The following is a 24,350-nucleotide window of genomic DNA, read 5'->3' as shown; positions in this document are numbered from 1 at the left end:
GCGGGCGCGGCCGCGCCCGTGCTGCGCAGGGCCGGCCCTAGCCCTCGGCTTGGGCCTTGAGCGCCTCGGCCTGGGCCGCGGTGGCGAGCGCGTCGAGCAGCGGCGAAAGCTCGCCCTCCATGATGCGGTCCAGCGAGTAGAGGGTGAGGTTGATGCGGTGGTCGGTGCAGCGGCCCTGCGGGAAGTTGTAGGTGCGGATGCGCTCCGAGCGGTCGCCCGAGCCCACCTGCGCGCGGCGGTCCGCCGACTGCTCCGAGCTCTGGCGCTCCCGCTCGGCCGCGAGGATGCGCGAGGCCAGCACCTTCATGGCCCGGGCCTTGTTCTTGTGCTGCGAGCGCTCGTCCTGGCAGGTGACCACCGTGCCCGTGGGGATGTGGGTGATGCGCACGGCCGACTCGGTCTTGTTGACGTGCTGGCCGCCCGCGCCGGACGCGCGGAAGATGTCGATGCGCAGGTCCTCTGGGCGGATCTCCACGTCCACCTCCTCGGCTTCGGGCATGACGGCCACTGTCGCCGCAGAGGTGTGGATGCGGCCCTGCGTCTCGGTGACGGGCACGCGCTGCACGCGGTGCGTCCCGGCCTCGAACTTGAGGCGGCTGTAGACCTTGTTGCCCGCGATGAGGCAGATGACTTCCTTGTAGCCCCCGCCCTCGGTGGGCGATTCGCTCAGCACCTCCACCTTCCAGCCCTGGAGCTCGGCGAAGCGGCAGTACATGCGGAACAGGTCGGCCGCGAAGAGCGCGGCCTCCTCGCCGCCGGTGCCCGCGCGGATCTCGAGGATGGTGTTTTTCTCGTCCAGCGGGTCCGCCGGGAGCAGGGCCACCTTGAGGGCCTGCTCGATTTCGGGGAGCTCGGCCTCGATGCGCCGCGTCTCCTCATGGGCGAGCTCGCGCATTTCCGGGTCTTCGTCGCGCAGAAGCTGCCTGTTGTCGGCCAGCTCCCGCTCAAGGGCGCGGTGCTTGCGGTAGAGCTCCACGATGTCGCGAAGGTCCGCGTGGGCCTTGGTGAGCTTGCGGTAATGCTCCTGGTCGTTGAAAACGTCGGGCTGGGCCAGGGCGTCTTCCAGTTCCAAGTATTTCTTTTCCAGGGCTTCGAGTTTGGCGAACATGGGGCTCTCCCGCAGGCTCGGGGGTTCAGAGGCGCGAATAGGGGGGCGTGCGGATCTCGGTGTCCGCATCGCGGCCCAGGGCCTCGGCCAGGGCCACCACGGCCACCTCCATCTGGCGCTCGTCCGGCTCGTGGGTGGTCAGCCGCTGGAGCCCGAGCCCCGGCGTCCGCAGGAGCCTCGCCACAGGCCCGTCAGGCAGGCGCGCGGCGTAGCGGATGAGCTCATAGGCGAGCGCGCTGATGGGGATGACGAGCAAAAGCTTGAAGCCGATGGAAAGCGCATGCTTGGCGACGGCGCTTTCCGGCGTCCATACGGCGAGCAGCAGCGGCACGAGCAGCGCCTGCAGGATGATGGAAATGCAGATCACGAAGAGCAGGAAGGTGGTGCCGCAGCGCGGGTGCAGCCGGCTCATGCCACGGGCGCCACAGGCCTCCACCGGGCCCCCGCTCTCGAAGGCGTGGATGGTCTTGTGCTCCGCGCCGTGGTACTGGAAGACGCGGCGAATCTCCGGCACCAGCGAGATGAGCCAGATATACCCGAGGAAGATGCAGCACTTGAAAAAGCCGTCCCAGAGGTGGAACGAGAGGCCTTCCACGTCGCCGCCGAGGTCGAGCCAGAGCATGATGAGCGAGAGCAGGTGCGGCGCGACAACAAAGAGCCCCACGGCCATGAGCAGGGCGAGCCCGAGGGTGAGGAAAATCTGCCATGGCGTGAGGGGCGCCGCGTCGCCGTTGCCGCCGTCGGCCATCTCCACCGAGCGGTTGAGCGCGCGGATGCCGTTGACCAGCGTCTCCAGCAGGATGGGAAACCCGCGCACGAAGGGCGCCCGGAGCCACGGGCGCCTCGTCAGCGAAAACCACGGCAGGCGCCGGGCGAGGATGCCGCCGTCGGGCTGGCGCACGGCGAGGCCGAAAACGTCGCCGTTGCGCATCATGACGCCTTCCATGACGGCCTGGCCCCCCACCACGGGCGAGGGCGCCGCAAGGGCGCGAAGCAGCGGGAAAAGCCGGCTACTTCTGTTCAAACTTGGCGTACTTCTTCCTGAAGCGGTCGATGCGGCCCGCCGTGTCGAGGAAGCGCTGCTTGCCCGTGAAAAAGGGATGGCACGCGGAGCACACTTCCACATGCACCTGCTCGCCCTTGGTGGAGAGCACTTCTTCCTGGTTGCCGCAGGCGCAGGTGATGGTGGCCTTGTAAACCTTGGGATGGATATCTTTTTTCATGAAGGCGTCCTCGCGGCGGCCGGCCGTTTCAGGCGCCGGCCGCAAGATATGGCGCCCGGAGCTCCCGGGCGGGCGAATACTATAAGCCTATCCGGGCCGCTTGGCAAGCCGGGGCGGCCCGCACAGCCGCTGGCCCGTCGGGGCGCCGGCCCTAGCCCCAGAGGAGGGCGTCCAGCGCGAAGCGCCCGGGCCCGGTGACGAGCACGGCGATGAAGCCGAGCAGGAAGGGCGCGGACGCGGCCGTGAGGTAGGGCCCGTGGTTCACCTTGAAGGCCACGGACATGTTGCAGATGCCGGCCACGGCCGCGATGCGCGTGCCGAGGCCGAGGAGCAGGCACACCGAGGCCAGCGTCTCCACACACATGGCGAGATGGAAGCTCAGGCTCGACGACAGGCCGAGAACGGCCGGGAACTTTTCGGCCATGGTGGGCGTGCGGATCTTCTGCACGGCATAGGGCAAAAGCGCGAGGCCGATGACCCAGCGCAGGAGGAGGATGGCCCAGTCGCCGGGAACGGACGTGGTGAGGATGGTGGCGAGTGACATGGTGGCTCCGGGGTTTTGGGGACGCCGCGCCGCACGCGGTTCATGGCGGGGCGCCGGAAGATGGTGCCGGATGGCGGCGGGGCCGTCAAGGCGGGCCCGCTTGACAGGGGGGACGAAGCGCCCGGATAGTGGTCCGGTACAGCGACGAACCGGCCATGAAAGGGGGAACTGATGGAACGAGCCTTGCGCCCCGGCATCCGGGGCGAAATGACACATCTTGTGGAAGAACGCCACCTGGCGAGCGAGGTGGGCAGCGGCCTGGTGAGCGTCTTTTCCACGGCCATGATGATCGCGGGCATGGAGGCTACGGCCGTGGAGGCCGTGCAGCCCCTGCTCGGCCCGGGCGAGACCACGGTGGGCGTGCATGTGGACGTGGCGCACAAGGCGGCCACGCCCCTCGGCATGCGCGTCACCTTCGTCTGCGAGCTTCTTGAGGTCTCCCCCAATGGCAAGGGCCTCACCTTCCGCGTCGAGGCGCGGGACGAGGCCGGCATCATCGGCGAGGGGCTGCACAGGCGCGTGGTGGTGGAAAAAGAGAAATTCGAGGCCCGGACGCGGGCCAAGGGCGGTGCGGCGTAAAAACCGGCACCGTGGCGGGGCGGCCCCGACAAAGGAAGATGCAGCGGTGAGCGGCGCCCGACACGCGCGGCCGCCGCGCGACAGGCTTCACTGGCTCGCAGCTTCTGGCGCGCAAAAAGCCGGTCAGATGACCGGCTTTTTGCTTTTAAAAATCGGGTGGCTCAATACCACATGCGGTCGAGCGCCGCGCCCGAGATGCCGAAGCGGTTCATGCACATGACGAAATAGTCCGTCCAGTAGGGATTGCTGCCGCCCCAGGAGGAGCCGGCCATGTTGGTGGCCTCCTGCTCGCACTGCTGCTTCGCCATGTAGGCTTCCCGCTCCTCAAAGGTGAGGGGCCGGGGCGGGCCGCAGGCCGTGAGGGCCAGCGCGAGGAGCGCGGCCGCCAGAAAGCGCGCGGGCAGCCGGGGCCAAAGAGCCCGGCGCCGGGCGGTGGAAGTCTTCCGCCCGGCGCCGCCGGTCTCAGTAGGCATGGTCGCTTTCCAGCTCTTCACGGGTCACCGGCTTGGAGAACAGCCGGTACATCCAGAACTGGTACAGCAGCACGATGGGCACCATGACGAGCGCCACCACCAGCATGATCTCCAGCGTGTTGGAAGTGGAGGCGCCGTTGAAGGCCGTCAGCGTGGCCGCGGGCTCGATGCTCGAAATGAGCATGTTGGGATAGATGCCCATGACCCCGAAGAAGGTCACGCAGATGAGGAAGAGCGCGCTGGCGCTCCAGGCGAGCCAGAGGTGGCCCTTGTTGAGCATGCGCGGCACCGCAAGCAGCGCCAGCACGGCCAGCGCGGGCAGCACGATGAGCCAGGGCATGCGCAGGTAATTGCCGAAGATGTTGGTGCAGAAGAAGGTCAGCACCAAAAAGACGATGAGCAGCACGGCCACGGCCACCCAGCACACGCCGGCGGCGGCCAGCGCCCTAGTCTGGAGCTCGTCGCGGCTCTTGATGGTCAGCCAGATGGCGCCGTGCATCATGAAGGCCGCGAGGAAGAAGAGCCCGCCCGCGAGCCCGTAGATGTTGAGCAGCTTCAGGAGGTTGCCCTGATACACGCCGTTGGCGTCAAAGGGGATGCCCATGAAGAGGTTGGCGAAAAACACGCCCAGAAGCAGGCACGCCGCGAGGTTGACGATGAAGTGCACGATGTCCCACATGGCGCGCCACGCCGGGCTGTCCACCTTGTTGCGGAACTCGTAGGACACGGCGCGCAGGATAAGCGCGAAGAGCAGGAGCAGGAGCGGCGCGTAGAGCGTGCTGAACATGTAGGCATAGACCTTGGGGAAGGCCGCGAAGGTCACGCCGCCGGCCGCGATAAGCCACACCTCGTTGCCGTCCCAGAAGGGGCCCGAGGCGTTGTAGACCATGCGGCGTTCCTCCTCGGTCTTGGCGACGGCGGGCATGAGGGCGCCGAGGCCGAGGTCAAAGCCGTCCAGCACGAAATACACGGCCCAGAGCAGGACCCAGAGGACGAACCAGATGGTTTCGAGCATGATTATGCCTCCTGGGCGTCAGGGCCCTTGATCGCGTATTTGCGGAGCAGGTAGATGTCCAGAATGCCGAGGATGGAATAGACCACGATGAAGCCCAGAAGCGAGATGCCCACGCTCGAGGGCGGCACGGGCGAGACCGCGTCCGACGTGCGCATGAGGCCGTAGACGATCCAGGGCTGGCGCCCGATCTCGGCCACGGACCAGCCGAGCATGATGGAGATGTAGGGCAGCGGCACGTTCCAGACGAGGCTCTTGAGCAGGCAGGGGCAGATGTCCACCCGCCTGCGCTGCCAGGTGGCGGCGATGGCGAGCGCGATGAAGAGCAGCCCCAGGGCCACCATGCTCCTGAAGCACCAGAACACTTCGGAGACCGGCGGCCAGTCAGAGGGCGGATAGTCGAGCAGGCCCTTCACCTCGGCGTCCATATTGTCATAGGCGATCCACGAAAGCAGGCTCGGGATGCCGAGGATCTCCACGCTGTTTTTCTCGTTGGCCGGGTCGGGCCAGACGAAGAGATAGAAGGGCACGTTCTTGCCGGTGTGCCAGTGGGCCTCCATGGCGGCCAGCTTGACGGGCTGGTATTCGGCCACGGCCTTGCCCTGCTGGTCGCCGCTGAAGGCCAGGATGATGGCCAGCACCAGCGTGTAGGGGGCGATCATGCGGAAGGCGCGGTGGAAAAAGTCCGAATGGCTCTTGCGCAGAAGGTGCCAGGCCGACACGCCGAGCACGAAGAAGCCCGCCAGCGTCCACGAGGCCAGAATGGTGTGCGCGTATTCGCCCCAGGCGTAGCTGTTGAACACCACCTCGGCGAAATTGGTGAGCTCGGCGCGGCCGGCGGCGTCATTGATGGTGTAGCCCACCGGGTGCTGCATGAAGCCGTTGGCGAGGATGATCCACAAGGCCGAGGTGTTGCTCGCGATGGCCACGAGCCAGATGCAGACGCAGTGCGCCTTGCGGCCGAGCTTGTTCCAGCCGAAGTGCCAGACCGCGATGAAGGTGGACTCGAGGAAGAAGGCCACCGTGGCCTCGATGGCGAGCAGCGAGCCGAAAATGTCGCCCACATACTCGGAATAGCGCGACCAGTTGGTGCCGAACTGGAACTCCAGGGTGATGCCCGTGACAACGCCCAGGGTGAAGTTGATGAGGAAGAGCCTGCCCCAGAATTTCACCTGCCGTTTCCAGAACTCGTCCCCGCTGATGGCGTAGCGCGTCTCCATCCAGACGAGGATGACGGACAGCCCGAGGGTGAGCGGCACGAAGATGAAATGGAAGAAAACCGTCGCCGCGAATTGCAGCCGTGAAAGCATCACGACATCCATAACGTCCTCCTGCTACGGAAGCAAAACTTGCCTTGAAATCCCTAGCATGCCCCGGCCCGGATGGCAATGCGCGGCGCGGCTTGACAATCGGCGCGGGCTGGCGCAAGTTTACCGTTGCTGTTTTTTTCACAAGCCATTCCCCTGCCGCACAAGGAGGCCCCCATGTGGGAAGAAAGCGTCAATATCAATGAAGTGAAGGAAATCCGCGTCAAGACCACGGTCTTTCTCGGCGTGGGCGCCATCGACAAGATGGACTTCATCGCCGCCGAGCTCGCGCGCAAGGGCGTGAAAAGCGTGCTCTGCGTCACGGGCGGCGGCTCCTACAAGCGCACGGGCGCGTGGGACCATGTGCAGAAGGCCTGCGCGGCCCACGGCATCAAGATCGCCCTCTATGACAAGGTGACGCCCAACCCGACGACCGATTCCATCGACGAGGCCGCGGCGCTCGGCCGCGACAACGGCGCCACGGCCGTCATCTGCATCGGCGGCGGCTCGCCCATCGACGCGGGCAAGAGCGCGGCCGTGCTGCTCGCCAATCCCGGCAAGAGCGCGGAAGAGCTCTATACCGGTGCCTTCGCCCCGGAGAAGGCCGCGCCCATCGTGGTCATCAACCTCACCCACGGCACGGGCAGCGAAGCCAACCGCTTCGCCGTGGCCACCATCACCAAGCTCAACTACAAGCCGGCCATCGCCTTCGAGTGCCTTTACCCGTGGTACTCCATCGACGACCCGGCGCTCATGGCGTCCCTCCCGGCCAAGCAGACGCGCTATGTCTCCATCGACGCGGTGAACCACAGCATCGAGGCCGCCACCTCCAAGGCCACCAATCCCTTCGCCATCCTGCTGGCCGGCGAGTGCATCCGCCTCGTGGCGCGCTGGCTGCCGGCGGCGGAGGAAAACCCGGGCGACCTCACGGCCCGCTACTTCCTCGCCTATGCGGCCCTGCTCGCCGGCGTGAGCTTCGACAACGGCCTGCTGCATTACACCCACGCCCTCGAGCACCCGCTGAGCGCGGTCAAGCCGGAACTGGCCCACGGCCTCGGCCTCGCCATGATCGTGCCCGCCGTGGTGGAGCTCATCTATCCCTCCTCGGCGCCGGTGCTCGCGCAGATCCTCGAGCCCATCGTGCCCGGCCTCAAGGGCATCCCGGCCGAGGCCCACGCCGCGGCCTCCGGGGTGGAGCAGTGGCTCGAGTCCGTCAACGTGCCCGAGAAGCTGGCCGCCGAGGGCTTCGGCGAGGGCGACATCGCGCGCCTCGTGGAGCTCACGCGGACCACGCCCTCCCTGGGGCTCTTGCTCTCCATGGCGCCCGTGGACGCCACGCCCGAGCGCATCGAGACCATCTACCGCGTGTCCATGAAGACGCTGGATTAAGGCGGCGATACGCTGCAGCCCGCGCGTAGCCTGAAACAACAAGCGCGCCGGTGGTTCCGCTGACCGCCGGCGCGCCGCTTTTTAAGCGGGCTGCGGGCCTAGTTCATGCCCACGGCGAAGACCGCGCCGTTGGCCGTGCCCGGGAAGACCTTGCTGCCGTAGACGAGCGCCGTGGCCGTGACGCGAAAGGCCGGCCAGGGCCCGAAATCGCAGGCGAAGGCGCGCAAGAGGGCGAGAGCCGTGGGCGTGACGAGCTCGCCGGCCGTGGGGGCGCCGGCGAAGGGCCGCACGGGCACGCCGGAAAGCAGGGCGAGCACGGCAGGCGCTGGCGCGGGGATGTGGCCGTGGGCGCAGAGCACGCTGCCGTCGGCGAGCGGCAGCGGCCCCACCACGAAGCGCGCCGGGGCGAGGCGGTCGAAAAGGGCGCAGGCGAGGCAGATGTCGAGGATGCTGTCGAGGGCGCCCACCTCATGAAAACAGACCTCGTCCGGGCTCTTGCCATGCACCTCGGCCTCGCAGCGGGCGAGCAGGGCGAAGCAGTCGAGGGCGAGATGCCGGGCGCGCTCCGTGAGGCCGGTGGCCTCGATGAGCTCGCGGATGTGGGCGAAAGTGCGGTGCTCGTGCGCCTCGGGCAGGCGCACATGCGCATGCCAGCCGCCGATGCCGGCCACCTCCTTGCGCACGAGGCTGACGCAGCCTTCGAGCGCGGGCACGGCGGCCGCCAGCGGCGCCAGCAGTTCCGCGAGCAGGCCGTTGGCCGCGTCCACAAGGGCCGCGGTGCCCACGGGCGCGGGAGCGCCGGCTTCCCTGTGCGCTTCGGTGTCGGCGGCCGCGTTCATGAGCGCGAGCCCGGTGAGCAGCATGTCGCCGGAAAGGCCCGAATGGCTGCGGATGGTGAGCACGCGGCCGTGCCCGGTTTCGCCGGGGTCGTGTTCGTGCTGGTGATGATGGCCGTGGCCGTGCGGATGTTCGTGGTCGTGCTTCATGCGAGGTTCACCACCCGGGCGGCCGCGCAGGCCGCCCCGTAGCCGTTGTCGATATTGAGCACCGCCACGCCGGGCGCGCAACTGGCGAGCATGCCGGTGAGGGCCGCCGCGCCGTCGCGCGCCACGCCGTAACCCACCGAAGTGGGCACCGCGAATACCGGGAGCGGCGTGAGGCCGCCGAGCACGCTGGCGAGCGCGCCCTCGAGGCCGGCCACGGCGATGACCGCGCTGTGGGCGTTGATCTCGGGCAGGCGCTCCGTGAGCCGCCACAGGCCGGCCACGCCGCAGTCCTCAAAGAGCGTGTGCGGGATGCCGAGATACAAGAGCGTGCGCGCCGCCTCGCGGGCCACGGGCGCGTCGGCCGCGCCGGCCGAGACCACGGCCACGCTGGCGCCCGGGCGCTCGGGCATGCGGTCGCCGAAGGCCGTGCGCGAGACAGGGTCATAATCATAGCCGCTGCGCACATCTTCAGGAAAACTGGCGAAGATGTCCGGCGCAAGGCGCGTGAACAGGATGGCCTCGCCCGAACCGCGCGGGAAGCGGCGCAAGAGCGCGAGCAGCGCCTCCCGGGTCTTGCCCTCGCAAAACACGGCCTCGGGGAGGCCGATGCGCGCGCGCCGGGCATGGTCGAAAAGGATGCCGGGGAGATTCCCGGCCTTGGGTGCATCCATGTGGTCTCCGGGTGAAAAGTCTTTTTGCAAACCTGCGGCAAGGAAAATTCCAGATTCCGTCTGGAGCGAAGCGGAAGACGGATGCTGGTGCCGGAAGAATCCTAAAAAATAAGATTTTTCGGCGCTGGCAAGGAAGATAAAAATTTCCGCAGGAGTGTACTTAAGTACTCGACCAAGGAAATTTTTCTCTGACGCAGCCAGCGCCGAAAAGGCTGTTTTTGACGGATAATTTCGGCGTAACAGGGCAACAGACAGGCGGCTGCATTTCCATCGCCACATCGGCTTGAAATATGTACATCAGGGTTTATGGAAAGGCAAAACACCTATTCCAGCTCGCGCCCCACCCACACGGCGCGGCCGATGATGCGCACAAGGTCGGCCAGTTGCTCGTCCGTGGGCGCCTCGATGGGCGCATAGTCCGGGTTGACGCTCGTCAGGATGATCTTGCCCGGCACGGCGTTGACCGTCTTGAGGTAGACCATGTCCTCCACGCCCACGGCGTAGATGCGGCCGGGGATGGGGTCGTTCTGGGACTGGTCGATGAGGACCACGTCGTTGTTCAGGATGAGCGGCTGCATGCTGTCGCCCGAAACGCGAAGGAGCGCCATGCGCGCGGGGTTGCCCTTGCGTCGCAGGAAGTCCCAGCGGAAGGCGTAGTGCCTGAGCACCTCGCCCCCGGTCTCGAAGCTGCCCGTGCCGGCGGAAAGCCGGGCCTCCACCATGGGCACCATGACGAGGCGCGTTTCCGGCGTGTCCACGATGCCGCCCTCGGGGTCGCCGCGGCCGGCCAAAAGCCAGTCAAGGGTGCAGCGCAGGGTGTCGGCGAGGCGCATGGCGAGCTCCCCGCGGGGGAACTGGCCGTTCTCATATTGCTGGATGGTGGTCAGGCTCACGCCCACGGCCGTGGCCACGTCCGGCTTGCGCAGGCCGAGCTGGGCCCGGCGCTGGCGTAGGCGCGCGGCAAAGGCCGAGGCCTGGGCGGTGGGCGGGGTGGAATTCATAGGATAACCGTTTTTTTCCTCAAGGTTTCGGCGGGCTTGGCGCAAACCTTATGGAAAAGTTGAAAATTTTTCTTTTGCAAAAAAAGGAAAACTTTGAGAATACTGATCCACGCCGTCCCGACGGGGAAGAAGATATACCGCCCACAGGCAAAGCGCAAGGATTCGGGCGGCCTCCTGTGGCCGCAGCATGCTGAAACTTTTCCTTGCGGGCGTGGCGGCAGGTGCGGGCAGAGAACGAGCGAAGAGGTGGACACATGGACGAGAGCTGTATGTATGAGGGCATGCGCGCCGTGTGCGCGGTGCTGGCGGAACTGGAGGCGGGCGGGCCTGAACGCCCGGCCCTGCGCCTGGCGGAGCGGCATTTGCACCTGCTGGCCGAGCTGGCGGCGCGCGGGGCGTCCCAGGCCCCGGGGTATGGCCCTGCCGGGCAGGGCGCCCCGGCGCAGCCTTTTGCGGGCGCCCGCATGAGCCTGCCCGCGCCGGAGGGGGCCTGCCATGTGCTCCAGTAAGCGGGCCGGCGGCCATGGGGGCCGCGTCTCTCCCGCATGGCGGGCGGGGAGTGTCTCCTCGGGCGCGCCGGCGCCACGCCGGCGCAGCGCCCGGGCGCAGGACAGGGACGAGGAAGTGCGCCAGTGGGAGGAGCTTGTGCCGCACCTCCCCGAGGGCGCGCGCCAGCTCTGGGCGGCCCTTGACGACCTTGACCGCTTCAAGCGCGTGCTCATGACATACGGCGGCCGGACCCTGCGCATCCCCGCGTCGGTGCCCCCGCCAGGGCACCGGCTGCGCCAAAGCCTCGGCGCCGCGTGCACGGAGCGGCTGGTGGCGCGCTACGGCGGCACCGAGCTCTATGTGCCCACCTGCCGGGCCGTGCTCGGGCGCCTCCGGCAGCAGGAGATCATCCGCGATTTCAGCCGCGCCGCGGGCCGCGGCATGAGCAGCGTGAACGCGGTGGCCGCGCTCGCCGGGCGCTATGGCCTTTCCGACCGGCGCATCTGGCAGATACTCAAGACCACGGCGTCCGCGCCGCGCGGCGCCAAGGCCCTGCGCCGGCTGACGCAAGGCGCCCCGGAGCGTGCGGAGAACTGAGGCTCCGCTTCAGGAAGTCTGCCCCGAAAACACTCCCTCAAAATTTTCAAGCCCGCGGCATCGCGGGCTTTTTTCGTGTCCCCCAGCCCAAAAACTCCCCGTCCGCGCCGCAAAAGCCGCGCCGGTCCTGTATTTGCCGCTGGTGAAAGGCTTCACTCTTACGCCGCGCTTTCTTTTTGGCACCTTGCTCCCACGGGCGCCGCACAGGGCGGCATCCGGCCCGCCATCGTAACGGAATATTTTTTCGGGAGCACACCATGCGCGACGCCTTTTCCGTGGCCCATGCCTTCACCGCCCGCTGGGAGGGAGGCCTTTCCGACCATCCCGCCGACCCGGGCGGACTCACCAACCACGGCGTTTCCCTGCGCTTTGTGCAGGATCTGGCCCGCGAGGCCCGGGAGGAATGCCTGCGCCTCGCCCGCGACTGCGCCTCGTGCCCGCGCCCGGCCGCCGGCACCTGCGCGTGGCAGTCGCTCGACCTCGACATGGACGGCGATGTGGACGCCGACGACATCCGCGCCTGCACCCAGGCCCAGGCCGCCGCGCTCTTCCGCCGGGAGTTCTGGGACAAGCTCGGCTGCCAGCGGCTGCCGCTGCCCCTTGCCGTCACCCTCTACGACGGGGCGGTGAACATGGGGCCGGGCCGCGCCGTGCGCCAGCTCCAGCGGGCCATGAACCTTGTGGGCGAGGCTGAGCTCGACCACTGGAGCCCCATCGCCGAAGACGGCCTCATGGGCCCGAAAACGCGCGAACTGGCAGAGGCGCTCGCCGGGGTGGATCTCGCCTTCCGCGCGGCCCGGCAGGCCCTGCGCCAGCGCGAGGCCTTCTATCGCGAACTCGCCGCGCGCCGCCCCTCCATGAAGGCCTTTGTGCAGGGCTGGCGCAACCGCGTGGCGGCCCTCGCCGACTATCTGGGCGAGCTCGAAAGGGGGGCTTTCTGATGTGGGCCATGCTCGGCAAGGCGCTGGGCACGCTTACCGGCGGCGTGCTCGGCGGCCTCTTCGGCCGCAAGGGAGGGGACAAGGGCATCGCCGGCGAGCTCGCCCGCGCCTCGGAGCGCGTGCTCACCGGCCGCGCCAGCCAGAACGAGGCGCAGGGCCGCATCAACAGCGCCGAGATCGAGGGCGCCCCGCAAAGCCGGCTCAGGCTCTGGCGCTCCTTCCTCGGCTGGGTGCTGACCCTGCTCTTCGCGTGGGAGGTGGCCGGCCGGCTCATCGTCATACCGATCCTCTTCCCGCAGCTGGAGCGGCACCTGCCCCCCTCGGCGCTGGACCAGATTCTCACCGTGCTCCTGGGCATGCTCGGCCTGGGCTTCTGAAGGAGGGATACCATGCTGACAGCACAGGCTTGGCAGGGGCTTTTCGGCGGCGGGGGCGCGTCCCTTCTCATCCTCGCGGTGCAGGGGCTGTTCGCGCTGGCGCTGTGGAGCCTTAGGCGCGCCTTCGTGCGCTCGGACGAGTGGCTGCTGCACCTCCAGCGCGAGGCGCGTAGCGAATCGGAGCTCAACGGGCGCCTCGTGGCGCTGGAGGAGCGCGTGCGCGAGCTCCCCGCCGCCGGCGACATGGCGGCGCTTCACGGCGAGCTCGCGGCCCTGCGCGGCGAGATCCAGGCGCTCAACGCCCGCATTTCCGGGCTGGACAGGCTGCTCGCGCGCCTCGAGCACGGCCTCGACCGCCAGGAAGACCGGCTCGGGCAGCTCCCGGCCGAAGGGCGGCGCCGCTGATGGCCGCGCGCGCCACCAAAAAAACGCAGGAGCGCCAGTTGCTCGCCCGGCTGGAGCGGCGCCTCGGCCTCCTCGCCGACACCCTCGACGCCGCGCCGGTGGCGGACAAGGGGCTCGACGTGGTGCGCGAGCTCAAGGAAGTGCACGCCCTGCTGCGCGCGCTCGGGGACGGGGCGGAACATACCCGGGCCGAGCCCCCGCGGCTCGTGGTGGTCTGGGCGGATACGCCGCCAAAGGCGGAGTGAGGAAGGCCGCATGCCCTGTGTCATCCCCTACACGCCGCGCCCGCTGCAGCGCCGCTTCCATGAGGAGCGCACGCGCTTTTGCGTGCTCCTCTGCCACCGCCGCTTCGGCAAGACCGTGGCCGCCATCAACGACCTCATCCGCGAGGCGCTCCGGCGCGGCGGCGCGGACTGGCGGGCCGTCTATGCCGCGCCCTTCCTCGGGCAGGCCAAGGCCGTGGCCTGGGACTACCTGCGGCGTTTCGCCGGGGCGGTCACGGGCACGCGCTTCCTTGAGAGCGAGCTTAGCTGCATCCTGCCCAATGGCGCGCGCATCCGCCTCGTGGGCACGGAAAACGCCGACGCCCTGCGCGGCCTCTACCTCGACGACCTCGTGCTGGACGAGCCGGCGGACATGGAGCGCCGCGTCTGGAGCCAGGTCTTCCGGCCCATGCTGGCCGACCGGGAGGGCCGGGCGCTCTTTTGCGGCACGCCGCGCGGCACGGAAAACCTGCTCCATGACGTGTGGCAGGAGGCCGGTGCCGACGCCACGGGGCTGTGGTCGCGCTTCCGCTTTCCGGCCTCGGCCACGGGCTATTTGCCCGAGGCGGAGCTGGCCGCCGCGCGGCGCGCCATGGACGAGAGCGAATACCGGCAGGAGTTCGAGTGCTCCTTCGCGGCCGCCCTGCGCGGGGCCTATTACGCGGCCCTGCTGGACGCCGCCGAGGGGGAGGGGCGCATCACGCGCCTTGCGCCGGACCCGGCCCTCCCCGTGCATACCGCGTGGGACCTCGGCATGGACGACGCCACGGCCATCTGGTTCTTCCAGGCCGAGCCCTCGGGCGCGTGGCGCATGCTCGACTATTACGAGGCCGGCGGCGAGGGGCTCGCCCATTATGCGCGGGTGCTCGGGCTCAAGGCGCAGCCCGCGGGCTCCCCGGCGCCGGCGGACCTTTCGGGGATAGCCGGGCGCGGCTTCGTCTACGGGGAGCACATCGCCCCGCGCGACATCCGCGTGCGCGAGCTCGGCACCGGGCAGAGCCGCCTCGAAAGCGCGGCCGCCCTCGGCATCCGCTTCAGCGTGGCCCCGGGCCTTTCGCTCGCGGACGGCATCGACGCCACGCGCAGGCGCATCCCGCGGCTCTGGTTCGATGCCATGCACTGCGCCGCCGGCATCCGCGCGCTCCGGGCCTACCGGCGCCAGTGGCGGCGCCACGGCGAGGCCACGGGCCCGCTCCATGACTGGACGAGCCACGCGGCGGACGCCCTGCGCTATGCGGCCACGGGCTTCCGGCCCGGGAGCGCCGCCGGGGCCCTCGCGCCGGGCCGGGCGCGCACGGGCTACGACATCTTCGGGGAGCAGGGAGGCCGGCCATGAACTTCAGCTATCGCCCCGCCGTCACGGACGCCGAGCGCGACGAGCCCTTTCTCCGCATGCGCCGCGAGGGGCTGCTCGGCTGCGCCATGTATGCCTTCGCCGAGCCCACGCTGGACGATTGGCGCGAGGTGACGGCCCGGGGCCTGCTTTTGCGCTGCGAGGACGCCTTGGGGCGCCTCTGCGCCTGCGGCCTGTTCACGCCCTGGCGCGGCAACCTGCTGGAATTCGACTTCACGACCTTCAGGGAGAGCGCGGGAGAGGCCCCGGCCATGGCGGCCGGCGGCTTCACCTGGATCTTCCGGGAGACGGAGTGCTCCGGCATCGCCGGCATCTGCCCTGTGCCCAACCGCCATGCGTGGCGGCTGGCCGGGGCCTGCGGCTTCCGCGTGCTCGGGCGCCTCGCCGGGGCCTGCTTTTACGCCCGCAAGGGCCGTTTTGTGGACGGCGTGCTGGTCAGCCTCTCCCGGGCGGAGTGGGCGGCCCGCGCGCACCACACGCATACACCCAAGGAGGGATCATGGGATTTGGAGGAGGCATGAGCTCAAGCACGCCCAGCGTGCCGGAAGTGACGCCCGCGCCCAAGCAGGAGGTGGCCAAGCCCGTCACCGAGGCGGCCACGGCGGCGCGCCAGAACCAGCGCGACAAGGCGGCCAAGGCCGCGGGCATCGGCGGCGCCATCACCACGAGCCCGCTGGCCCGGGCCCGCAGCGAGGAACGCAAGACCCTGCTCGGCCAATGAAGGAGGAGAGGATGCGCACACAGGCTTGTGCGGACGGCGGGGCCGCGGAGGATGGCGAGAGCGGCGGCCGCCTGCGCGCGGAAGTGGCGAGGCTCGCGCGCCGCCACCGCGAGCTTTTGCGCCGCCGCGCCCCGTGGGAAGGCGCGTGGAAGAGCCTCGCCGAGCACTTCCTGCCCACGCGCTTCAGGCTGGACACGGAGCGGGAGCGCGCGGGCGAGGAGCGCGGCCCCATGCTCAACAGCCGCCTCGTGGACGCCACGGGCATCCTCGCCATGCGGGTGCTCGCGGCCGGGCTGCAGGGCGGCCTCACGAGCCCGGCGCGGCCGTGGTTCCGCCTTTCGCTCGACGACGCGGAGCTCGCCAAAAGCCGGCAGGGGCAGGAATGGCTCGACGAATGCGCCTCGCGCATGCGCGTGGTCTTCCACCGTTCCAACTTCTACAACGTCATGCACACGCTCTATGCGGAGCTCGGCACCTTCGGCACGGCCTTCGCCTTCGAGCTGGCCGACCCGCGCTGGGGCTTCAGCTTCGTGCCGCTCTGCGCGGGCGAGTACGCGCTGGACGTGAACGAGCGCCGCCGGGTGGACACGGTCTTCCGCCGGGTCTTCATGAGCCTGCGCCAGATGGCCGCGGCCTTCGGGCCGGAGGCCCTGCCGGAAGACATGCGCGCCGCGCTTTCCCGCACGCCGGATGCGCGCTTCGCCGTGGCCCAGGCGGTCTTTCCGCGGGCGGAGCGGCGCCCCGGCCGCGTGGACGCCGCGTCCATGGCCTTCGCCTCCCTGCACTGGCTGGAGGGGCGCGAGGGCGCGCATCCCTTGCGCGTGTCCGGCTTCCGGGCCTTCCCGGGCTTCGGCCCGCGCTGGGACGCGGCGGGCAATGATGTCTACGGCCGCTCGCCGGCCATGGACGCCCTGCCCGACTGCCGCATGCTGCAACAGATGGGCATAACCACGCTCAAGGCCATCCACAAGGCCGTGGACCCGCCCATGAGCGTGGCCGCGGGCCTGCGCTCGGTGGGGCTCGACCTGACGCCCGGGGCCATCAACTACGTGGACAGCGTGCCCGGCCAGAGCCCACAGGCGGCCACCCCGCTCTTCCAGGTGCGGCCCGACCTCGCCACGGCGCGCAAAGCCATGGAATCGGTGCAGAACCAGATCCGCCAGGGGCTGTACAACGACCTCTTCAAGCTGGTGCTGGAGGGCCGCAGTCAGGTCACGGCCAGCGAGATCGCGGCCCGCGAGGAGGAAAAGCTCGTGCTCATCGGCCCGGTGCTGGAGCGGCTGCACGACGAGCTCTTCCTGCCGCTCATCGACCGCACCTTCGAGCTCATGCGCGAGCTCGACATGCTGCCGCCCACGCCGCCGGAGCTCGCCGGGCGCCGCCTCAAGGTGGAATTCGTCTCCCTGCTCGCGCAGGCGCAGAAGATCGTGGGCATGGGCGCGGCCGACCGCTTCCTCGACATGGCCCGGCGCGCGGCAGGCGCGTGGCCCGAGGCGCTGGACTGCCTCAATGTGGACAGGCTGCTCGATTCCTACGCCGACAGCCTGGGGCTGCCCGTGAGCCTCACGCGCCCGCAGGAGGAGCGCGACGCCCTGCGACAGGAGCGCGCCAAAAGCGCGGGCCAGGGCGAGGCGCTCAAGCTGGCCGGCGAGGCCACGGGCATGGTGGAGCGGCTGGCGCGAAGCCAGCTGACGCTCCCCGACGGTACGGAGGGAAGCGCCCTTGACGCGCTCGCGCGCCTGCTCGAGGCGGGGGCGCATGGTGAGGCGCGGCCATGAGCGCCGGCATCTTCGCGGAGGAGACGGCGCCCGGGCCGGAGGATGTCCTTCGCCGGCAGGAGGCGCGCCTTGCCGTGGCGGTGAACGGCCTCATGGCAGGGCCGGAGGGCCGGGCCTTCCTGCGCTGGCTGCTCGCCCTGTGCCGCTGTTTCGAGGCCGAGGCGCCGGCGCCCGGGGCGCCCCCCCTGGCCGAGCGCCTGCTCTTCGCCGAGGGCGCCAGGCAGGTGGGCATGCGGCTCCTGCGCCTTTTGGAAGCCGCGGATCCGGCGCATTTCCCCAACCTTTTGCGCACACGGGAGGACGATGATGGAAGTGACGGAAATGGCAACCGGGCCTGAGGCCGAAGCGCCCGACATCCCCCTGCCGGGCTTCGTGCCCGGTGAGGCGGATGCGGCCCCGCGGGAGGGCGCCGCGCCCGTGGCCGAAGCCGGCGCGGCCGACGACGCGGCCCGGCTGGAAGGCGTGCTCCGCCGGCACGAGGCGGCGCAGCGCGAGCAGTGGCGCGCCCGCGTGGAAGCCTGGCGGGACGAGGTGGCGCGCGACCCCGAGCTCGGCGGCGAGCGCTTCGAGGCCAGCGTGGCCCGCGCGCAGCTCGCCCTCGGGCGCTTTGATACGGGCGGCCGCATCGGGCGCCTGCTCGAGAGCTCGGGCTACGGCAATCACCCGGACATCGTGCGCTTCTTCAACCGCCTCGCCGACGCGGTGATGGAGGACGTGCCCGCGCCCGGCACCCCTGAAGGCGGCCTCGCCCCTCTGGAGGAGCGCATGTATCCCAACTGGCATTCGTAAAAGGGGTGAAAGCGCTCAAGCCAGGAGCTGCGAAGGAATGCCAGCGAGGATAATTTCGGCATTTCAGAAGCAGCAAGTGCAGCAGGGACGCATCCCAACCCACAATACCAATCCAAGAAGGAGCCCACATGTCCCAGACGCTCGGTTTCGTGGCCACGCTCGCCGAAATGGAGCAGTTCTACCGCGGCGGCAAGGCCGGGCAGATCATCGAGCTCATGAACAAGACCAACGACATCATGGACGATGTGCCGTGGATGGAGGCCAACCAGTCCGACGGCCACCTGACGCGCATCCGCACCGGCCTGCCGGCCGTGTATTGGCGCCGGCTCTACCAGGGCACGCCGCCCTCCAAGTCGCAGTGGAGCCAGGTCAAGGAAAGCTGCGGCATCCTCGAGGCCATCATGGAGCTGGACGTGGAGGAGCTGCGTCTCTACGGCGGCCGCGACCGCGCCTTCCGCATGAGCGAGGGCGTGGCCTTCGCCGAGGCCATGCGCCAGAAGGTGGCCGCGACGCTGTTTTATGGCGACAGCAACGTCAATCCCGACGAGTTCAACGGCCTCGCCATGCGCTACCCCGCGGCGGACGCCAACAACGTGCTCGACGCGGGCGGCCGCGAGACGGCCTGCACGTCGCTCTGGCTGGTGGCGTGGGGCGCCCAGGCCGTGCACGGCATCTACCCGCGCGGCAGCGCCGGCGGCCTCTCCCACGAAGACCTCAACGCCTACATGGCGCAGGACCCGGACGGCCGCAAGTACCAGGTGGTGGGCGACAAATATAACTGGCGCTGCGGCCTCGCCGTGCGCGACTGGCGCGCCGCGGTGCGCGTGGCCAACGTGCCTGTGGCGGCGCTTTCCAAGCGCAAGGGCCAGGGCGGCTTTGTGGACCTCCAGAAGCTCACCATCGAGGCCAAGAACCGCATGCCCCAGCACCTGCGCCAGAAGGCCGTCTGGTACGCCAACAGCGACGTGCTCACCGCGCTGGAGCTCCAGAACTCCGACGCCGGCAACGTGCAGCTCCAGTACGGCGAGTTCTTCGACGCCCGCGCCGTGCCCGTGCTCCACGGGCGCCCCGTGCGCCAGTGCGACGCCATCTCTTCCGAAGAGGCCGTCATCTAGCTTCACCCCAAGCCCAAGGAGGCATCATGGCGATCATCGACCGCACCTGCATCTTTTTCGAGGGTCCGCTGACCGGCGTCGTCACGGGCGATCCCGTGGCCCTCACCGCGCTCACGCTGCCGGGCCGCATGGAACCCATGCCGCTGCGCATCTCCGTCACCGAGGCCTTTGAGCCCGCCGAGGTGGCGACCCTCGCCCTCGCGCTCGAGGAGGCCGCATCCGCCGACGCGGCGGACTGGGCGGCCGTGCCCGGCGCCGCGTGGACGGTGCCCGGGGACGCCCTCAACCTGGGCGCCCGCCTCGGGCCGCGCTTTTTGCCGCAGGGCGTGCGCGAATCCTTCCTGCGGCTCACGCTGACGCCCGTGCCCAAGGAGGGCACGACCATCGGCAAGGGCCGCATCTTCGCGGCCCTGATGCGCGAGGATGATCTGCCCTGGGAGCCGGCGCTCCAGAAAAAGTAGGCGCCGCCCCTTCCCGTCCGGGGCGCGGCCGCAAGCCCGCCCCGGCGCCGAAACCCGCAAAATCCGCAGCCTGCGGAAAGGAGCTCCATGACCATCACCCAGATCTCCATCTGGAACCACGCCCTCGGCTTCCTGGGCGCGCGCACCGTGGCCTCCGAGCGCGAAAACACGCCCGAGGCCATCCAGTGCCGCCTTTACTGGGATTCGGCGCGCCGCCAGATGTTGCGCGACTTCCCGTGGAGTTTCGCCCAGCGCCGGGCCTGGCTCGGGCGCCAGCAGCTCCCGGCCGGTTATGAGGCCGAGTTCCGTTTTGCCTACGCGCTCCCGCGCGACTGCCTCAAGGCCCACGAGGTGCGCCACGAGGGCATCGGGAGGCGCCCCTTCACCATCGCCCAAAACGGCGCTGACGGCGCGCCCTGCCTCCTGACCGACGCCTCGCGCGCGCTTTTGCTCTATACGGCGGACGTGCGCCAGAGCGCCTTTTTTGACGACCTCTTCGCGCACACGCTGGCGCGCCGGCTGGCCTCGCTCGTGGCCGTGCCGCTGCTCAAGAACAACAGCCAGAAGGTGGCCGAGCTCGAAAGGCTCTATGCCGAGAGCCTGCCGCGCGCCCGGGAAGCTGCCGCCGCAGAGCTCGGGAAGGCGCGCGCCGGTGACGCCTGGATCGCCGCCCGCCGGGAGGTCGCATGACCATGCCGCGCGGCGCGAGCCGCGCCCTCTATGCAGGCAATGGCCAGGCGGTGGAATTTCCCTTCTTTTTCAAGGTGTTCGAGGAAGACCAGCTTTCCGTCCTCATCACCTCGCCCGCGGGCGTCACCAGCGGGGCCGAGGGCTGGACGGCCGAGCTGGACGAGGGCGGCGGCACGGTGCGCTATCTGCACAACGGCGCGCCGCTCCCCGAGGGCTGGAAGCTGGCCATCATGCGCGACATGCCCTTCGTGCAGGAGGTGGACCTCATCACCGGCACGCGCTTCGACCCGGAGGTCATCGAGACCGCGCTGGACGTGGCCACGGCCGAGCGCCAGCAATTGCTGGAACGCCTCGCCCGGGCCGTGGTGGTGGAGCCCACGGACGAGGCCGGCCCCGAGGCCCTCCTGGCCGACATTCGCGACGCGCGCACCTCGTCCGCCGCTTCTGCCTTAAGCGCCCAGGCCAATGCCACCGCCGCGGCGGATTCCGCCCAGTCGGCAGCCGGGAGCGCCGCCATCGCCACGCAAGAGCGCGAGGCGGCCTGCATCTGCGCGGGCGAGGCCAGGGACGCGCGCGACGTTGCCATCGCCCAGGCCGAGGCGGCCAACACGCTCATGGAGGCGGAGCTCGCCAAGGTGAACGCCATCGTGGCCGCCAACAGGACGGACCAGCAGGCGGCGGTGACGGCCGCCCGCCAGTGGGCGGAGAAGGCCCCGGACACGCCCGTGGACTATGACGCGGAGGGCAACCCGCGTTATTCCGCGCGCCACTGGGCCGAGAACGCGCAGAAAATCGCCATCGAGCCGCCCACGGCCGAGCGGCGCGGCGCCGTCCGCGTGGGCGCGGGGCTGCATCTCGAGGCCGGCGAAAACGGCGAAACGGACATGCTCACCGCTGACAAGGCCACGGAGGAACAGCCCGGCATCATGCGGCCGGACGGCGTGACCACCATGGTGGACGAGGACGGCCTCATTTCGGCGCTCGGCGGCCATCTTCTCCTCAACAGCGAGCAGTGGATCACCGCGAGCGGCACTTTCACGGCGCCGGTGGCGTCGTGGTATGAGGTGTGGCTGATAAACGGCGGCGTTGGGGGGTACACCAATACAGCCGCAACCATCCGGCAGGTTGTGGGAGGGGCTTCCGGTGCTTTCGACTCCTTTCTGGTATATTTGGAGGAGGGGGAGAGCGCGGCCGTGACGATTGGCGCCGGTTCCCCCGGCGTAGTGGCGTCAAACACGAGTGCTTATCCGGCTGCCGGGGGCATTACCTCGTTCGGTGGCCGCTCCCCGCGATTCAGCAATGCGTATGCCGCCCCCGTGCTGCAGGCCCTCGCCGCGGACAGGACGGCGGAAGCCCCGGGCGGCGGCCCCGGCGGTGGCATCGGCCATTTCAATCCGAATCCCGCCACTTTTTACGGCGCGGGCGGCGGGGCCTACTATTCCTCTGGAAATCCCCGTGCCGGGGCCGGGCATCAGGGGGCGGTGCGCGTGCGCTGGCATGACCCGGCGAAGGCCGCGGGCGCGGCGCCCGCGCGCTTCATGGCCCGGCGCATGGCGGTTCGCGTGGCTCCCGAGCCGGCCACCGTCAACCTCTACGACCCCGGGACCGGCCAGGGGTCGGTCTGGCGCGAGGAGGATGCCCCGGCCAAGCTGGCCGAGGGGCTGATTACCGAGGCGGCCTGGACGGAAATCCGCGAAGCCAGGGCAGCGGAAGAACACGCGGCCTGGCTCGGCAGCCCGGAGACCGAGCCCGGGCGCTTCGAGCTTTTGCGGGCCGCGCGGGACGCCAAGCTCGCCGCCACGGACTATCTCGTGGCCCCGGACTATCCGATCACAGAAGAGCAGCGCGCGGCCGTCATCAGCTATCGCCAAGCCCTGCGCGACCTGCCCGCGCAAGAGGGCGCCCCATGGGACGGCGGCGGGGAGCTGACACCGTGGCCGGCGCTCCCTGACGAGGTGGCGCCCGCGGAGGCAGTGGAGGAGGGGGCCCCCTCATGCGCGTAGCCCTGCAAAACTTCACCGGCGGCGAGATCGCGCCCACGCTTTCCGCGCGCTATGACCTCGCGCGCTACCGCAACTCGCTGGCGGCGCTCGAAAACATGCTGCCCGGGCTGCATGGGGACGCGGCGCGGCGGCCGGGCACGCGCTTCCTCGCCGAGCTGGGTGGCCCCTCGGTGCTTCTGCCTTTCAGTTTCAGCGCCGGGGCCGGCCAGAACTTCCTGCTCGTCTTCGGCGAGCGCAGCTTGCGGATAGCGGACGCCGACGGCCTCGTGCCGGGCCTCCCCACGCTCGCGACGCCCTATGCCGCGGCCGACCTGCACGCCATAAGCCACGCACAGGTGGGCGACGTGGTCTATCTCGCGCACCCCAAGCACCCGCTGCACAAGGTGGTGCGCAGCGATGCCGCGTCGCCGGCCGGCGGCCATCCCTTCGCGTGGAGCCTCGCAGAGGTGGCCTTCAATACCACATTGTCCGCGCCGGGCACGCCCACGGCCAGCTTTTCCGGCACGTCGGGCTCGTTCACCCTGCGCTACAAGGTGGCGGCCGTGGACGCGGCGGGCCGCCAGTCCCTGCCGTCGCCGGCCGTGGCGGTCACGGGGGCGCGCCACCCGTCGGACTGGGTGCAGGGCAATGCCGTCGCCCTCTCCTGGAAGGCCGTGGCCGGCGCGGCGGAATACAATGTCTACCGGGAGGAGGCGGGCTATTACGGTTTTATTGGCGTGGCCCGGGGCACCAGCTTCTCGGACCAGAACTACGAGGCCGACACCGCCGACACACCGCTGGAGGACTGGGCGCCCTTCGCCGGCGGCAACCACCCGGCCGTGGTGGCCTTCCACCAGCAGCGCATGGTGCTCGCGTCCACGCCGCGCGCGCCGCAGGCCTTCTATATGTCGCGCAGCGGGGATTTCGAGAATTTCCGCAAGTCGCGCCCGCTCCAGGACGACGACCCCGTGGAATACCAGATCGCCTCCGGCGCCATCGACGCCATCACCTGGGCGGCGAGCTTCGGCGACCTTCTGCTCGGCACCTCGGGGAGCGAATACAAGGCGACAGGCGGCGACGGCGGCGCCATCACGGCCAGCAACGTGAGCATTACGGCCCAGTCCTACTGGGGGAGCGCCGGGCTTGCGCCCATCATCATCGGCAATTCAATCCTCCATGTGCAGCGGCACGGCAGCCGGGTGCGCGACCTCTTCTATTCGCTGGAAAAGGACGGCTACGCCGGCAACGATCTCTCCATCCTCGCGCCGCATCTCTTCGAGGGCCATTCCTTGCGCCAGTGGGCCTACCAGCAGAGCCCCGGCTCCACCATCTGGGCCGTGCGCGATGACGGCCTTTTGCTGGCCCTCACCTATATGAAGGAGCACGACATCTGGGGCTGGTCGCGCCAGATGACCGACGGCCACGTGTGGTCCGTGGCCTCGGTGCCGGGCGCGGGCGGCGACACGCTCTTTCTGGTGGTCGAGCGCGAGACGGGGGGCACGAAGCGCTGGTTCCTCGAGCGTCTGGCCGACCAGTGGCCCGACAGCGCGCCCGTGGAAGAGGCCTTCTTCGTGGATTGCGGCCTCACCCTGCGCCGCGAGACGCCCGAAACCACGGTGGCCGGCCTCGGCCACCTCGAGGGCCGGGAGCTCGCGGTGCTCGCCGACGGGAGCCCGGTGGAGGGCTGCGTGGTTCGGCAGGGCGCCATCGAGCTGCCCTATCCGGCGCGGGTGGTGCAGGCGGGGCTTGCCTATGTGTCCGCGCTGTCGCCGCTGCCGCTGGAGGCCGAGATGCAGAACGGGAGCAGCCTCGGGCGCATGCGCGCCTTTGGCCGCTGCGCCATGCGGCTCTTTCGCAGCGTGGGCGGCAAGTACGGCCCCACGCGCGAGGATCTGCACGACCTGCCCTTTTTGCCCGAGGCCTGGGGCGCGCCGGTGGAGCCCTTTTCGGGCGATGTGGAGTTCTTCCCCGGGGGGACGCCGGAAGGCGCGGCGAGCCTGTGGATCGTGCAGGACAGGCCGCTGCCCTTTAGGCTCACGGCCCTCATGCTGGATGTGGATTTTGCGGAACAGTGAAGCGGGGCTGGGAGAGAATG

At 69.5% G+C, this 24,350-nt stretch carries 29 protein-coding genes; 19 read left to right on the top strand and 10 right to left on the bottom strand.

Annotated features, from left to right (window positions below):
- Window positions 1-37: 37 nt before the first annotated feature.
- From prfA to G7Y54_RS05540, 4 genes are all read right to left on the bottom strand, one after another.
- The gene (gene prfA, locus G7Y54_RS05555; protein WP_165078292.1) at window positions 38-1,108 is read right to left on the bottom strand and encodes a peptide chain release factor 1; all 1,071 of its coding nucleotides are present in this window, start codon (window positions 1,106-1,108) and stop codon (window positions 38-40) included.
- A 25-nt stretch (window positions 1,109-1,133) separates the two neighbouring features.
- Window positions 1,134-2,132 (bottom strand): DUF1385 domain-containing protein, encoded by a 999-nt coding sequence (locus tag G7Y54_RS05550; RefSeq protein WP_346773629.1) that lies wholly within the window; start codon window positions 2,130-2,132, stop codon window positions 1,134-1,136.
- The gene (gene rpmE / locus G7Y54_RS05545) at window positions 2,119-2,331 is read right to left on the bottom strand and encodes a 50S ribosomal protein L31 (RefSeq protein ID WP_165078290.1); all 213 of its coding nucleotides are present in this window, start codon (window positions 2,329-2,331) and stop codon (window positions 2,119-2,121) included. The genes G7Y54_RS05550 and rpmE overlap by 14 nt, the downstream gene beginning before the upstream one ends.
- Before the next feature lie 151 nt (window positions 2,332-2,482).
- Window positions 2,483-2,875, bottom strand: a complete 393-nt coding sequence (locus G7Y54_RS05540) for a DoxX family protein (protein WP_165078289.1) — start codon at window positions 2,873-2,875, stop codon at window positions 2,483-2,485.
- 171 nt (window positions 2,876-3,046) lie between these two features.
- On the opposite strand from G7Y54_RS05540, the gene G7Y54_RS05535 reads away from it, so the two are divergent.
- A complete protein-coding gene (locus tag G7Y54_RS05535; protein WP_165078288.1) occupies window positions 3,047-3,454 on the top strand; it encodes a thioesterase family protein in 408 nt (135 codons plus the stop codon).
- 161 nt (window positions 3,455-3,615) lie between these two features.
- Here G7Y54_RS05535 and G7Y54_RS05530 read toward each other — a convergent pair whose 3' ends face one another.
- The 3 genes from G7Y54_RS05530 to G7Y54_RS05520 are packed head-to-tail and all read right to left on the bottom strand — an operon-like array spanning window position 3,616 to window position 6,261.
- Window positions 3,616-3,927: a hypothetical protein gene (locus G7Y54_RS05530; protein WP_241159385.1), complete on the bottom strand. Its 312-nt coding sequence runs from the start codon at window positions 3,925-3,927 to the stop codon at window positions 3,616-3,618.
- Window positions 3,917-4,942, bottom strand: a complete 1,026-nt coding sequence (gene cydB, locus G7Y54_RS05525; RefSeq protein WP_165078287.1) for a cytochrome d ubiquinol oxidase subunit II — start codon at window positions 4,940-4,942, stop codon at window positions 3,917-3,919. Before cydB ends, G7Y54_RS05530 begins: the two co-directional genes overlap by 11 nt.
- Before the next feature lie 2 nt (window positions 4,943-4,944).
- A complete protein-coding gene (locus G7Y54_RS05520; RefSeq protein ID WP_165078286.1) occupies window positions 4,945-6,261 on the bottom strand; it encodes a cytochrome ubiquinol oxidase subunit I in 1,317 nt (438 codons plus the stop codon).
- Between the two features lie 162 nt (window positions 6,262-6,423).
- On the opposite strand from G7Y54_RS05520, the gene G7Y54_RS05515 reads away from it, so the two are divergent.
- Window positions 6,424-7,635 carry an iron-containing alcohol dehydrogenase gene (locus G7Y54_RS05515; RefSeq protein ID WP_165078285.1) on the top strand — a complete coding sequence of 404 codons (1,212 nt, stop codon included), beginning with the start codon at window positions 6,424-6,426 and terminating at the stop codon, window positions 7,633-7,635.
- A gap of 98 nt (window positions 7,636-7,733) precedes the next feature.
- On the opposite strand, the gene larC is transcribed toward G7Y54_RS05515, so the two are convergent.
- From larC to G7Y54_RS05500, 3 genes are all read right to left on the bottom strand, one after another.
- Window positions 7,734-8,621, bottom strand: coding sequence for a nickel insertion protein (gene larC / locus G7Y54_RS05510; protein WP_165078284.1), 888 nt, complete (start codon window positions 8,619-8,621; stop codon window positions 7,734-7,736).
- Window positions 8,618-9,292 carry a nickel pincer cofactor biosynthesis protein LarB gene (gene larB / locus G7Y54_RS05505; RefSeq protein ID WP_165078283.1) on the bottom strand — a complete coding sequence of 225 codons (675 nt, stop codon included), beginning with the start codon at window positions 9,290-9,292 and terminating at the stop codon, window positions 8,618-8,620. The genes larC and larB overlap by 4 nt, the downstream gene beginning before the upstream one ends.
- Before the next feature lie 323 nt (window positions 9,293-9,615).
- Window positions 9,616-10,293: a helix-turn-helix transcriptional regulator gene (locus G7Y54_RS05500; protein ID WP_165078282.1), complete on the bottom strand. Its 678-nt coding sequence runs from the start codon at window positions 10,291-10,293 to the stop codon at window positions 9,616-9,618.
- A 254-nt stretch (window positions 10,294-10,547) separates the two neighbouring features.
- Between G7Y54_RS05500 and G7Y54_RS05495 the strand changes: the two genes are divergently transcribed.
- The 17 genes from G7Y54_RS05495 (at window position 10,548) to G7Y54_RS05415 (ending at window position 24,330) form a co-directional block, all read left to right on the top strand.
- Window positions 10,548-10,802 (top strand): hypothetical protein, encoded by a 255-nt coding sequence (locus G7Y54_RS05495; RefSeq protein WP_165078281.1) that lies wholly within the window; start codon window positions 10,548-10,550, stop codon window positions 10,800-10,802.
- Window positions 10,789-11,379, top strand: a complete 591-nt coding sequence (locus G7Y54_RS05490; protein WP_165078280.1) for a Mor transcription activator family protein — start codon at window positions 10,789-10,791, stop codon at window positions 11,377-11,379. The genes G7Y54_RS05495 and G7Y54_RS05490 overlap by 14 nt, the downstream gene beginning before the upstream one ends.
- Window positions 11,380-11,636: 257 nt before the next feature.
- Window positions 11,637-12,320 (top strand): glycosyl hydrolase 108 family protein, encoded by a 684-nt coding sequence (locus G7Y54_RS05485; protein WP_165078279.1) that lies wholly within the window; start codon window positions 11,637-11,639, stop codon window positions 12,318-12,320.
- Window positions 12,320-12,697: a hypothetical protein gene (locus tag G7Y54_RS05480; protein WP_165078278.1), complete on the top strand. Its 378-nt coding sequence runs from the start codon at window positions 12,320-12,322 to the stop codon at window positions 12,695-12,697. The genes G7Y54_RS05485 and G7Y54_RS05480 overlap by 1 nt, the downstream gene beginning before the upstream one ends.
- Before the next feature lie 12 nt (window positions 12,698-12,709).
- Entirely contained in the window at window positions 12,710-13,102 is a 393-nt protein-coding gene (locus tag G7Y54_RS05475) for a DUF2730 family protein (RefSeq protein ID WP_165078277.1), read from the top strand.
- Entirely contained in the window at window positions 13,102-13,347 is a 246-nt protein-coding gene (locus tag G7Y54_RS05470) for a hypothetical protein (protein ID WP_165078276.1), read from the top strand. The genes G7Y54_RS05475 and G7Y54_RS05470 overlap by 1 nt, the downstream gene beginning before the upstream one ends.
- Window positions 13,348-13,357: 10 nt before the next feature.
- Window positions 13,358-14,701 (top strand): hypothetical protein, encoded by a 1,344-nt coding sequence (locus G7Y54_RS05465; RefSeq protein WP_165078275.1) that lies wholly within the window; start codon window positions 13,358-13,360, stop codon window positions 14,699-14,701.
- A complete protein-coding gene (locus G7Y54_RS05460; RefSeq protein ID WP_165078274.1) occupies window positions 14,698-15,240 on the top strand; it encodes a hypothetical protein in 543 nt (180 codons plus the stop codon). Before G7Y54_RS05465 ends, G7Y54_RS05460 begins: the two co-directional genes overlap by 4 nt.
- A complete protein-coding gene (locus G7Y54_RS05455) occupies window positions 15,237-15,440 on the top strand; it encodes a hypothetical protein (protein WP_165078273.1) in 204 nt (67 codons plus the stop codon). The genes G7Y54_RS05460 and G7Y54_RS05455 overlap by 4 nt, the downstream gene beginning before the upstream one ends.
- Window positions 15,441-15,451: 11 nt before the next feature.
- Window positions 15,452-17,218, top strand: coding sequence for a portal protein (locus G7Y54_RS05450; RefSeq protein WP_241159384.1), 1,767 nt, complete (start codon window positions 15,452-15,454; stop codon window positions 17,216-17,218).
- Window positions 17,215-17,556 (top strand): hypothetical protein, encoded by a 342-nt coding sequence (locus G7Y54_RS05445; RefSeq protein ID WP_165078272.1) that lies wholly within the window; start codon window positions 17,215-17,217, stop codon window positions 17,554-17,556. The genes G7Y54_RS05450 and G7Y54_RS05445 overlap by 4 nt, the downstream gene beginning before the upstream one ends.
- Window positions 17,525-18,007, top strand: coding sequence for a hypothetical protein (locus tag G7Y54_RS05440; RefSeq protein ID WP_165078271.1), 483 nt, complete (start codon window positions 17,525-17,527; stop codon window positions 18,005-18,007). Before G7Y54_RS05445 ends, G7Y54_RS05440 begins: the two co-directional genes overlap by 32 nt.
- Before the next feature lie 128 nt (window positions 18,008-18,135).
- A complete protein-coding gene (locus tag G7Y54_RS05435) occupies window positions 18,136-19,122 on the top strand; it encodes a major capsid protein (RefSeq protein WP_165078270.1) in 987 nt (328 codons plus the stop codon).
- Window positions 19,123-19,148: 26 nt separating this feature from the next.
- Entirely contained in the window at window positions 19,149-19,583 is a 435-nt protein-coding gene (locus G7Y54_RS05430; protein ID WP_165078269.1) for a hypothetical protein, read from the top strand.
- Window positions 19,584-19,670: 87 nt separating this feature from the next.
- On the top strand, window positions 19,671-20,273 hold the full coding sequence (locus G7Y54_RS05425) for a hypothetical protein (RefSeq protein ID WP_165078268.1): 603 nt from the start codon (window positions 19,671-19,673) through the stop codon (window positions 20,271-20,273).
- Window positions 20,270-22,276 (top strand): phage tail assembly chaperone, encoded by a 2,007-nt coding sequence (locus tag G7Y54_RS12595; protein ID WP_241159383.1) that lies wholly within the window; start codon window positions 20,270-20,272, stop codon window positions 22,274-22,276. The genes G7Y54_RS05425 and G7Y54_RS12595 overlap by 4 nt, the downstream gene beginning before the upstream one ends.
- Window positions 22,267-24,330 (top strand): hypothetical protein, encoded by a 2,064-nt coding sequence (locus G7Y54_RS05415; RefSeq protein WP_165078267.1) that lies wholly within the window; start codon window positions 22,267-22,269, stop codon window positions 24,328-24,330. Before G7Y54_RS12595 ends, G7Y54_RS05415 begins: the two co-directional genes overlap by 10 nt.
- Window positions 24,331-24,350: the final 20 nt, after the last annotated feature.

The sequence above is a fragment of the Desulfovibrio sp. ZJ746 genome, assembly GCF_011039155.1.
GTDB lineage: Bacteria > Desulfobacterota > Desulfovibrionia > Desulfovibrionales > Desulfovibrionaceae > Desulfovibrio.
Note: the sequence above shows the minus strand (reverse complement) of the source record. Positions and strands in the feature narration are given on the sequence as shown.

Coding starts and splice junctions, on each gene's coding strand:
- G7Y54_RS05530 (WP_241159385.1), bottom strand. CDS start 3,927: ATGCCTACTGAGACCGGCGGCGCCGGGCGGAAGACTTCCACCGCCCGG.
- G7Y54_RS05455 (WP_165078273.1), top strand. CDS start 15,237: ATGAGCTCAAGCACGCCCAGCGTGCCGGAAGTGACGCCCGCGCCCAAG.
- larB (WP_165078283.1), bottom strand. CDS start 9,292: ATGGATGCACCCAAGGCCGGGAATCTCCCCGGCATCCTTTTCGACCAT.
- G7Y54_RS05440 (WP_165078271.1), top strand. CDS start 17,525: ATGGAAGTGACGGAAATGGCAACCGGGCCTGAGGCCGAAGCGCCCGAC.
- prfA (WP_165078292.1), bottom strand. CDS start 1,108: ATGTTCGCCAAACTCGAAGCCCTGGAAAAGAAATACTTGGAACTGGAA.
- G7Y54_RS05465 (WP_165078275.1), top strand. CDS start 13,358: ATGCCCTGTGTCATCCCCTACACGCCGCGCCCGCTGCAGCGCCGCTTC.
- G7Y54_RS05415 (WP_165078267.1), top strand. CDS start 22,267: ATGCGCGTAGCCCTGCAAAACTTCACCGGCGGCGAGATCGCGCCCACG.
- G7Y54_RS05520 (WP_165078286.1), bottom strand. CDS start 6,261: ATGGATGTCGTGATGCTTTCACGGCTGCAATTCGCGGCGACGGTTTTC.
- rpmE (WP_165078290.1), bottom strand. CDS start 2,331: ATGAAAAAAGATATCCATCCCAAGGTTTACAAGGCCACCATCACCTGC.
- G7Y54_RS05495 (WP_165078281.1), top strand. CDS start 10,548: ATGGACGAGAGCTGTATGTATGAGGGCATGCGCGCCGTGTGCGCGGTG.
- cydB (WP_165078287.1), bottom strand. CDS start 4,942: ATGCTCGAAACCATCTGGTTCGTCCTCTGGGTCCTGCTCTGGGCCGTG.
- G7Y54_RS12595 (WP_241159383.1), top strand. CDS start 20,270: ATGACCATGCCGCGCGGCGCGAGCCGCGCCCTCTATGCAGGCAATGGC.
- larC (WP_165078284.1), bottom strand. CDS start 8,621: ATGAAGCACGACCACGAACATCCGCACGGCCACGGCCATCATCACCAG.
- G7Y54_RS05470 (WP_165078276.1), top strand. CDS start 13,102: ATGGCCGCGCGCGCCACCAAAAAAACGCAGGAGCGCCAGTTGCTCGCC.
- G7Y54_RS05460 (WP_165078274.1), top strand. CDS start 14,698: ATGAACTTCAGCTATCGCCCCGCCGTCACGGACGCCGAGCGCGACGAG.
- G7Y54_RS05485 (WP_165078279.1), top strand. CDS start 11,637: ATGCGCGACGCCTTTTCCGTGGCCCATGCCTTCACCGCCCGCTGGGAG.
- G7Y54_RS05535 (WP_165078288.1), top strand. CDS start 3,047: ATGGAACGAGCCTTGCGCCCCGGCATCCGGGGCGAAATGACACATCTT.
- G7Y54_RS05500 (WP_165078282.1), bottom strand. CDS start 10,293: ATGAATTCCACCCCGCCCACCGCCCAGGCCTCGGCCTTTGCCGCGCGC.
- G7Y54_RS05475 (WP_165078277.1), top strand. CDS start 12,710: ATGCTGACAGCACAGGCTTGGCAGGGGCTTTTCGGCGGCGGGGGCGCG.
- G7Y54_RS05425 (WP_165078268.1), top strand. CDS start 19,671: ATGACCATCACCCAGATCTCCATCTGGAACCACGCCCTCGGCTTCCTG.
- G7Y54_RS05480 (WP_165078278.1), top strand. CDS start 12,320: ATGTGGGCCATGCTCGGCAAGGCGCTGGGCACGCTTACCGGCGGCGTG.
- G7Y54_RS05450 (WP_241159384.1), top strand. CDS start 15,452: ATGCGCACACAGGCTTGTGCGGACGGCGGGGCCGCGGAGGATGGCGAG.
- G7Y54_RS05490 (WP_165078280.1), top strand. CDS start 10,789: ATGTGCTCCAGTAAGCGGGCCGGCGGCCATGGGGGCCGCGTCTCTCCC.
- G7Y54_RS05445 (WP_165078272.1), top strand. CDS start 17,215: ATGAGCGCCGGCATCTTCGCGGAGGAGACGGCGCCCGGGCCGGAGGAT.
- G7Y54_RS05430 (WP_165078269.1), top strand. CDS start 19,149: ATGGCGATCATCGACCGCACCTGCATCTTTTTCGAGGGTCCGCTGACC.
- G7Y54_RS05515 (WP_165078285.1), top strand. CDS start 6,424: ATGTGGGAAGAAAGCGTCAATATCAATGAAGTGAAGGAAATCCGCGTC.
- G7Y54_RS05435 (WP_165078270.1), top strand. CDS start 18,136: ATGTCCCAGACGCTCGGTTTCGTGGCCACGCTCGCCGAAATGGAGCAG.
- G7Y54_RS05540 (WP_165078289.1), bottom strand. CDS start 2,875: ATGTCACTCGCCACCATCCTCACCACGTCCGTTCCCGGCGACTGGGCC.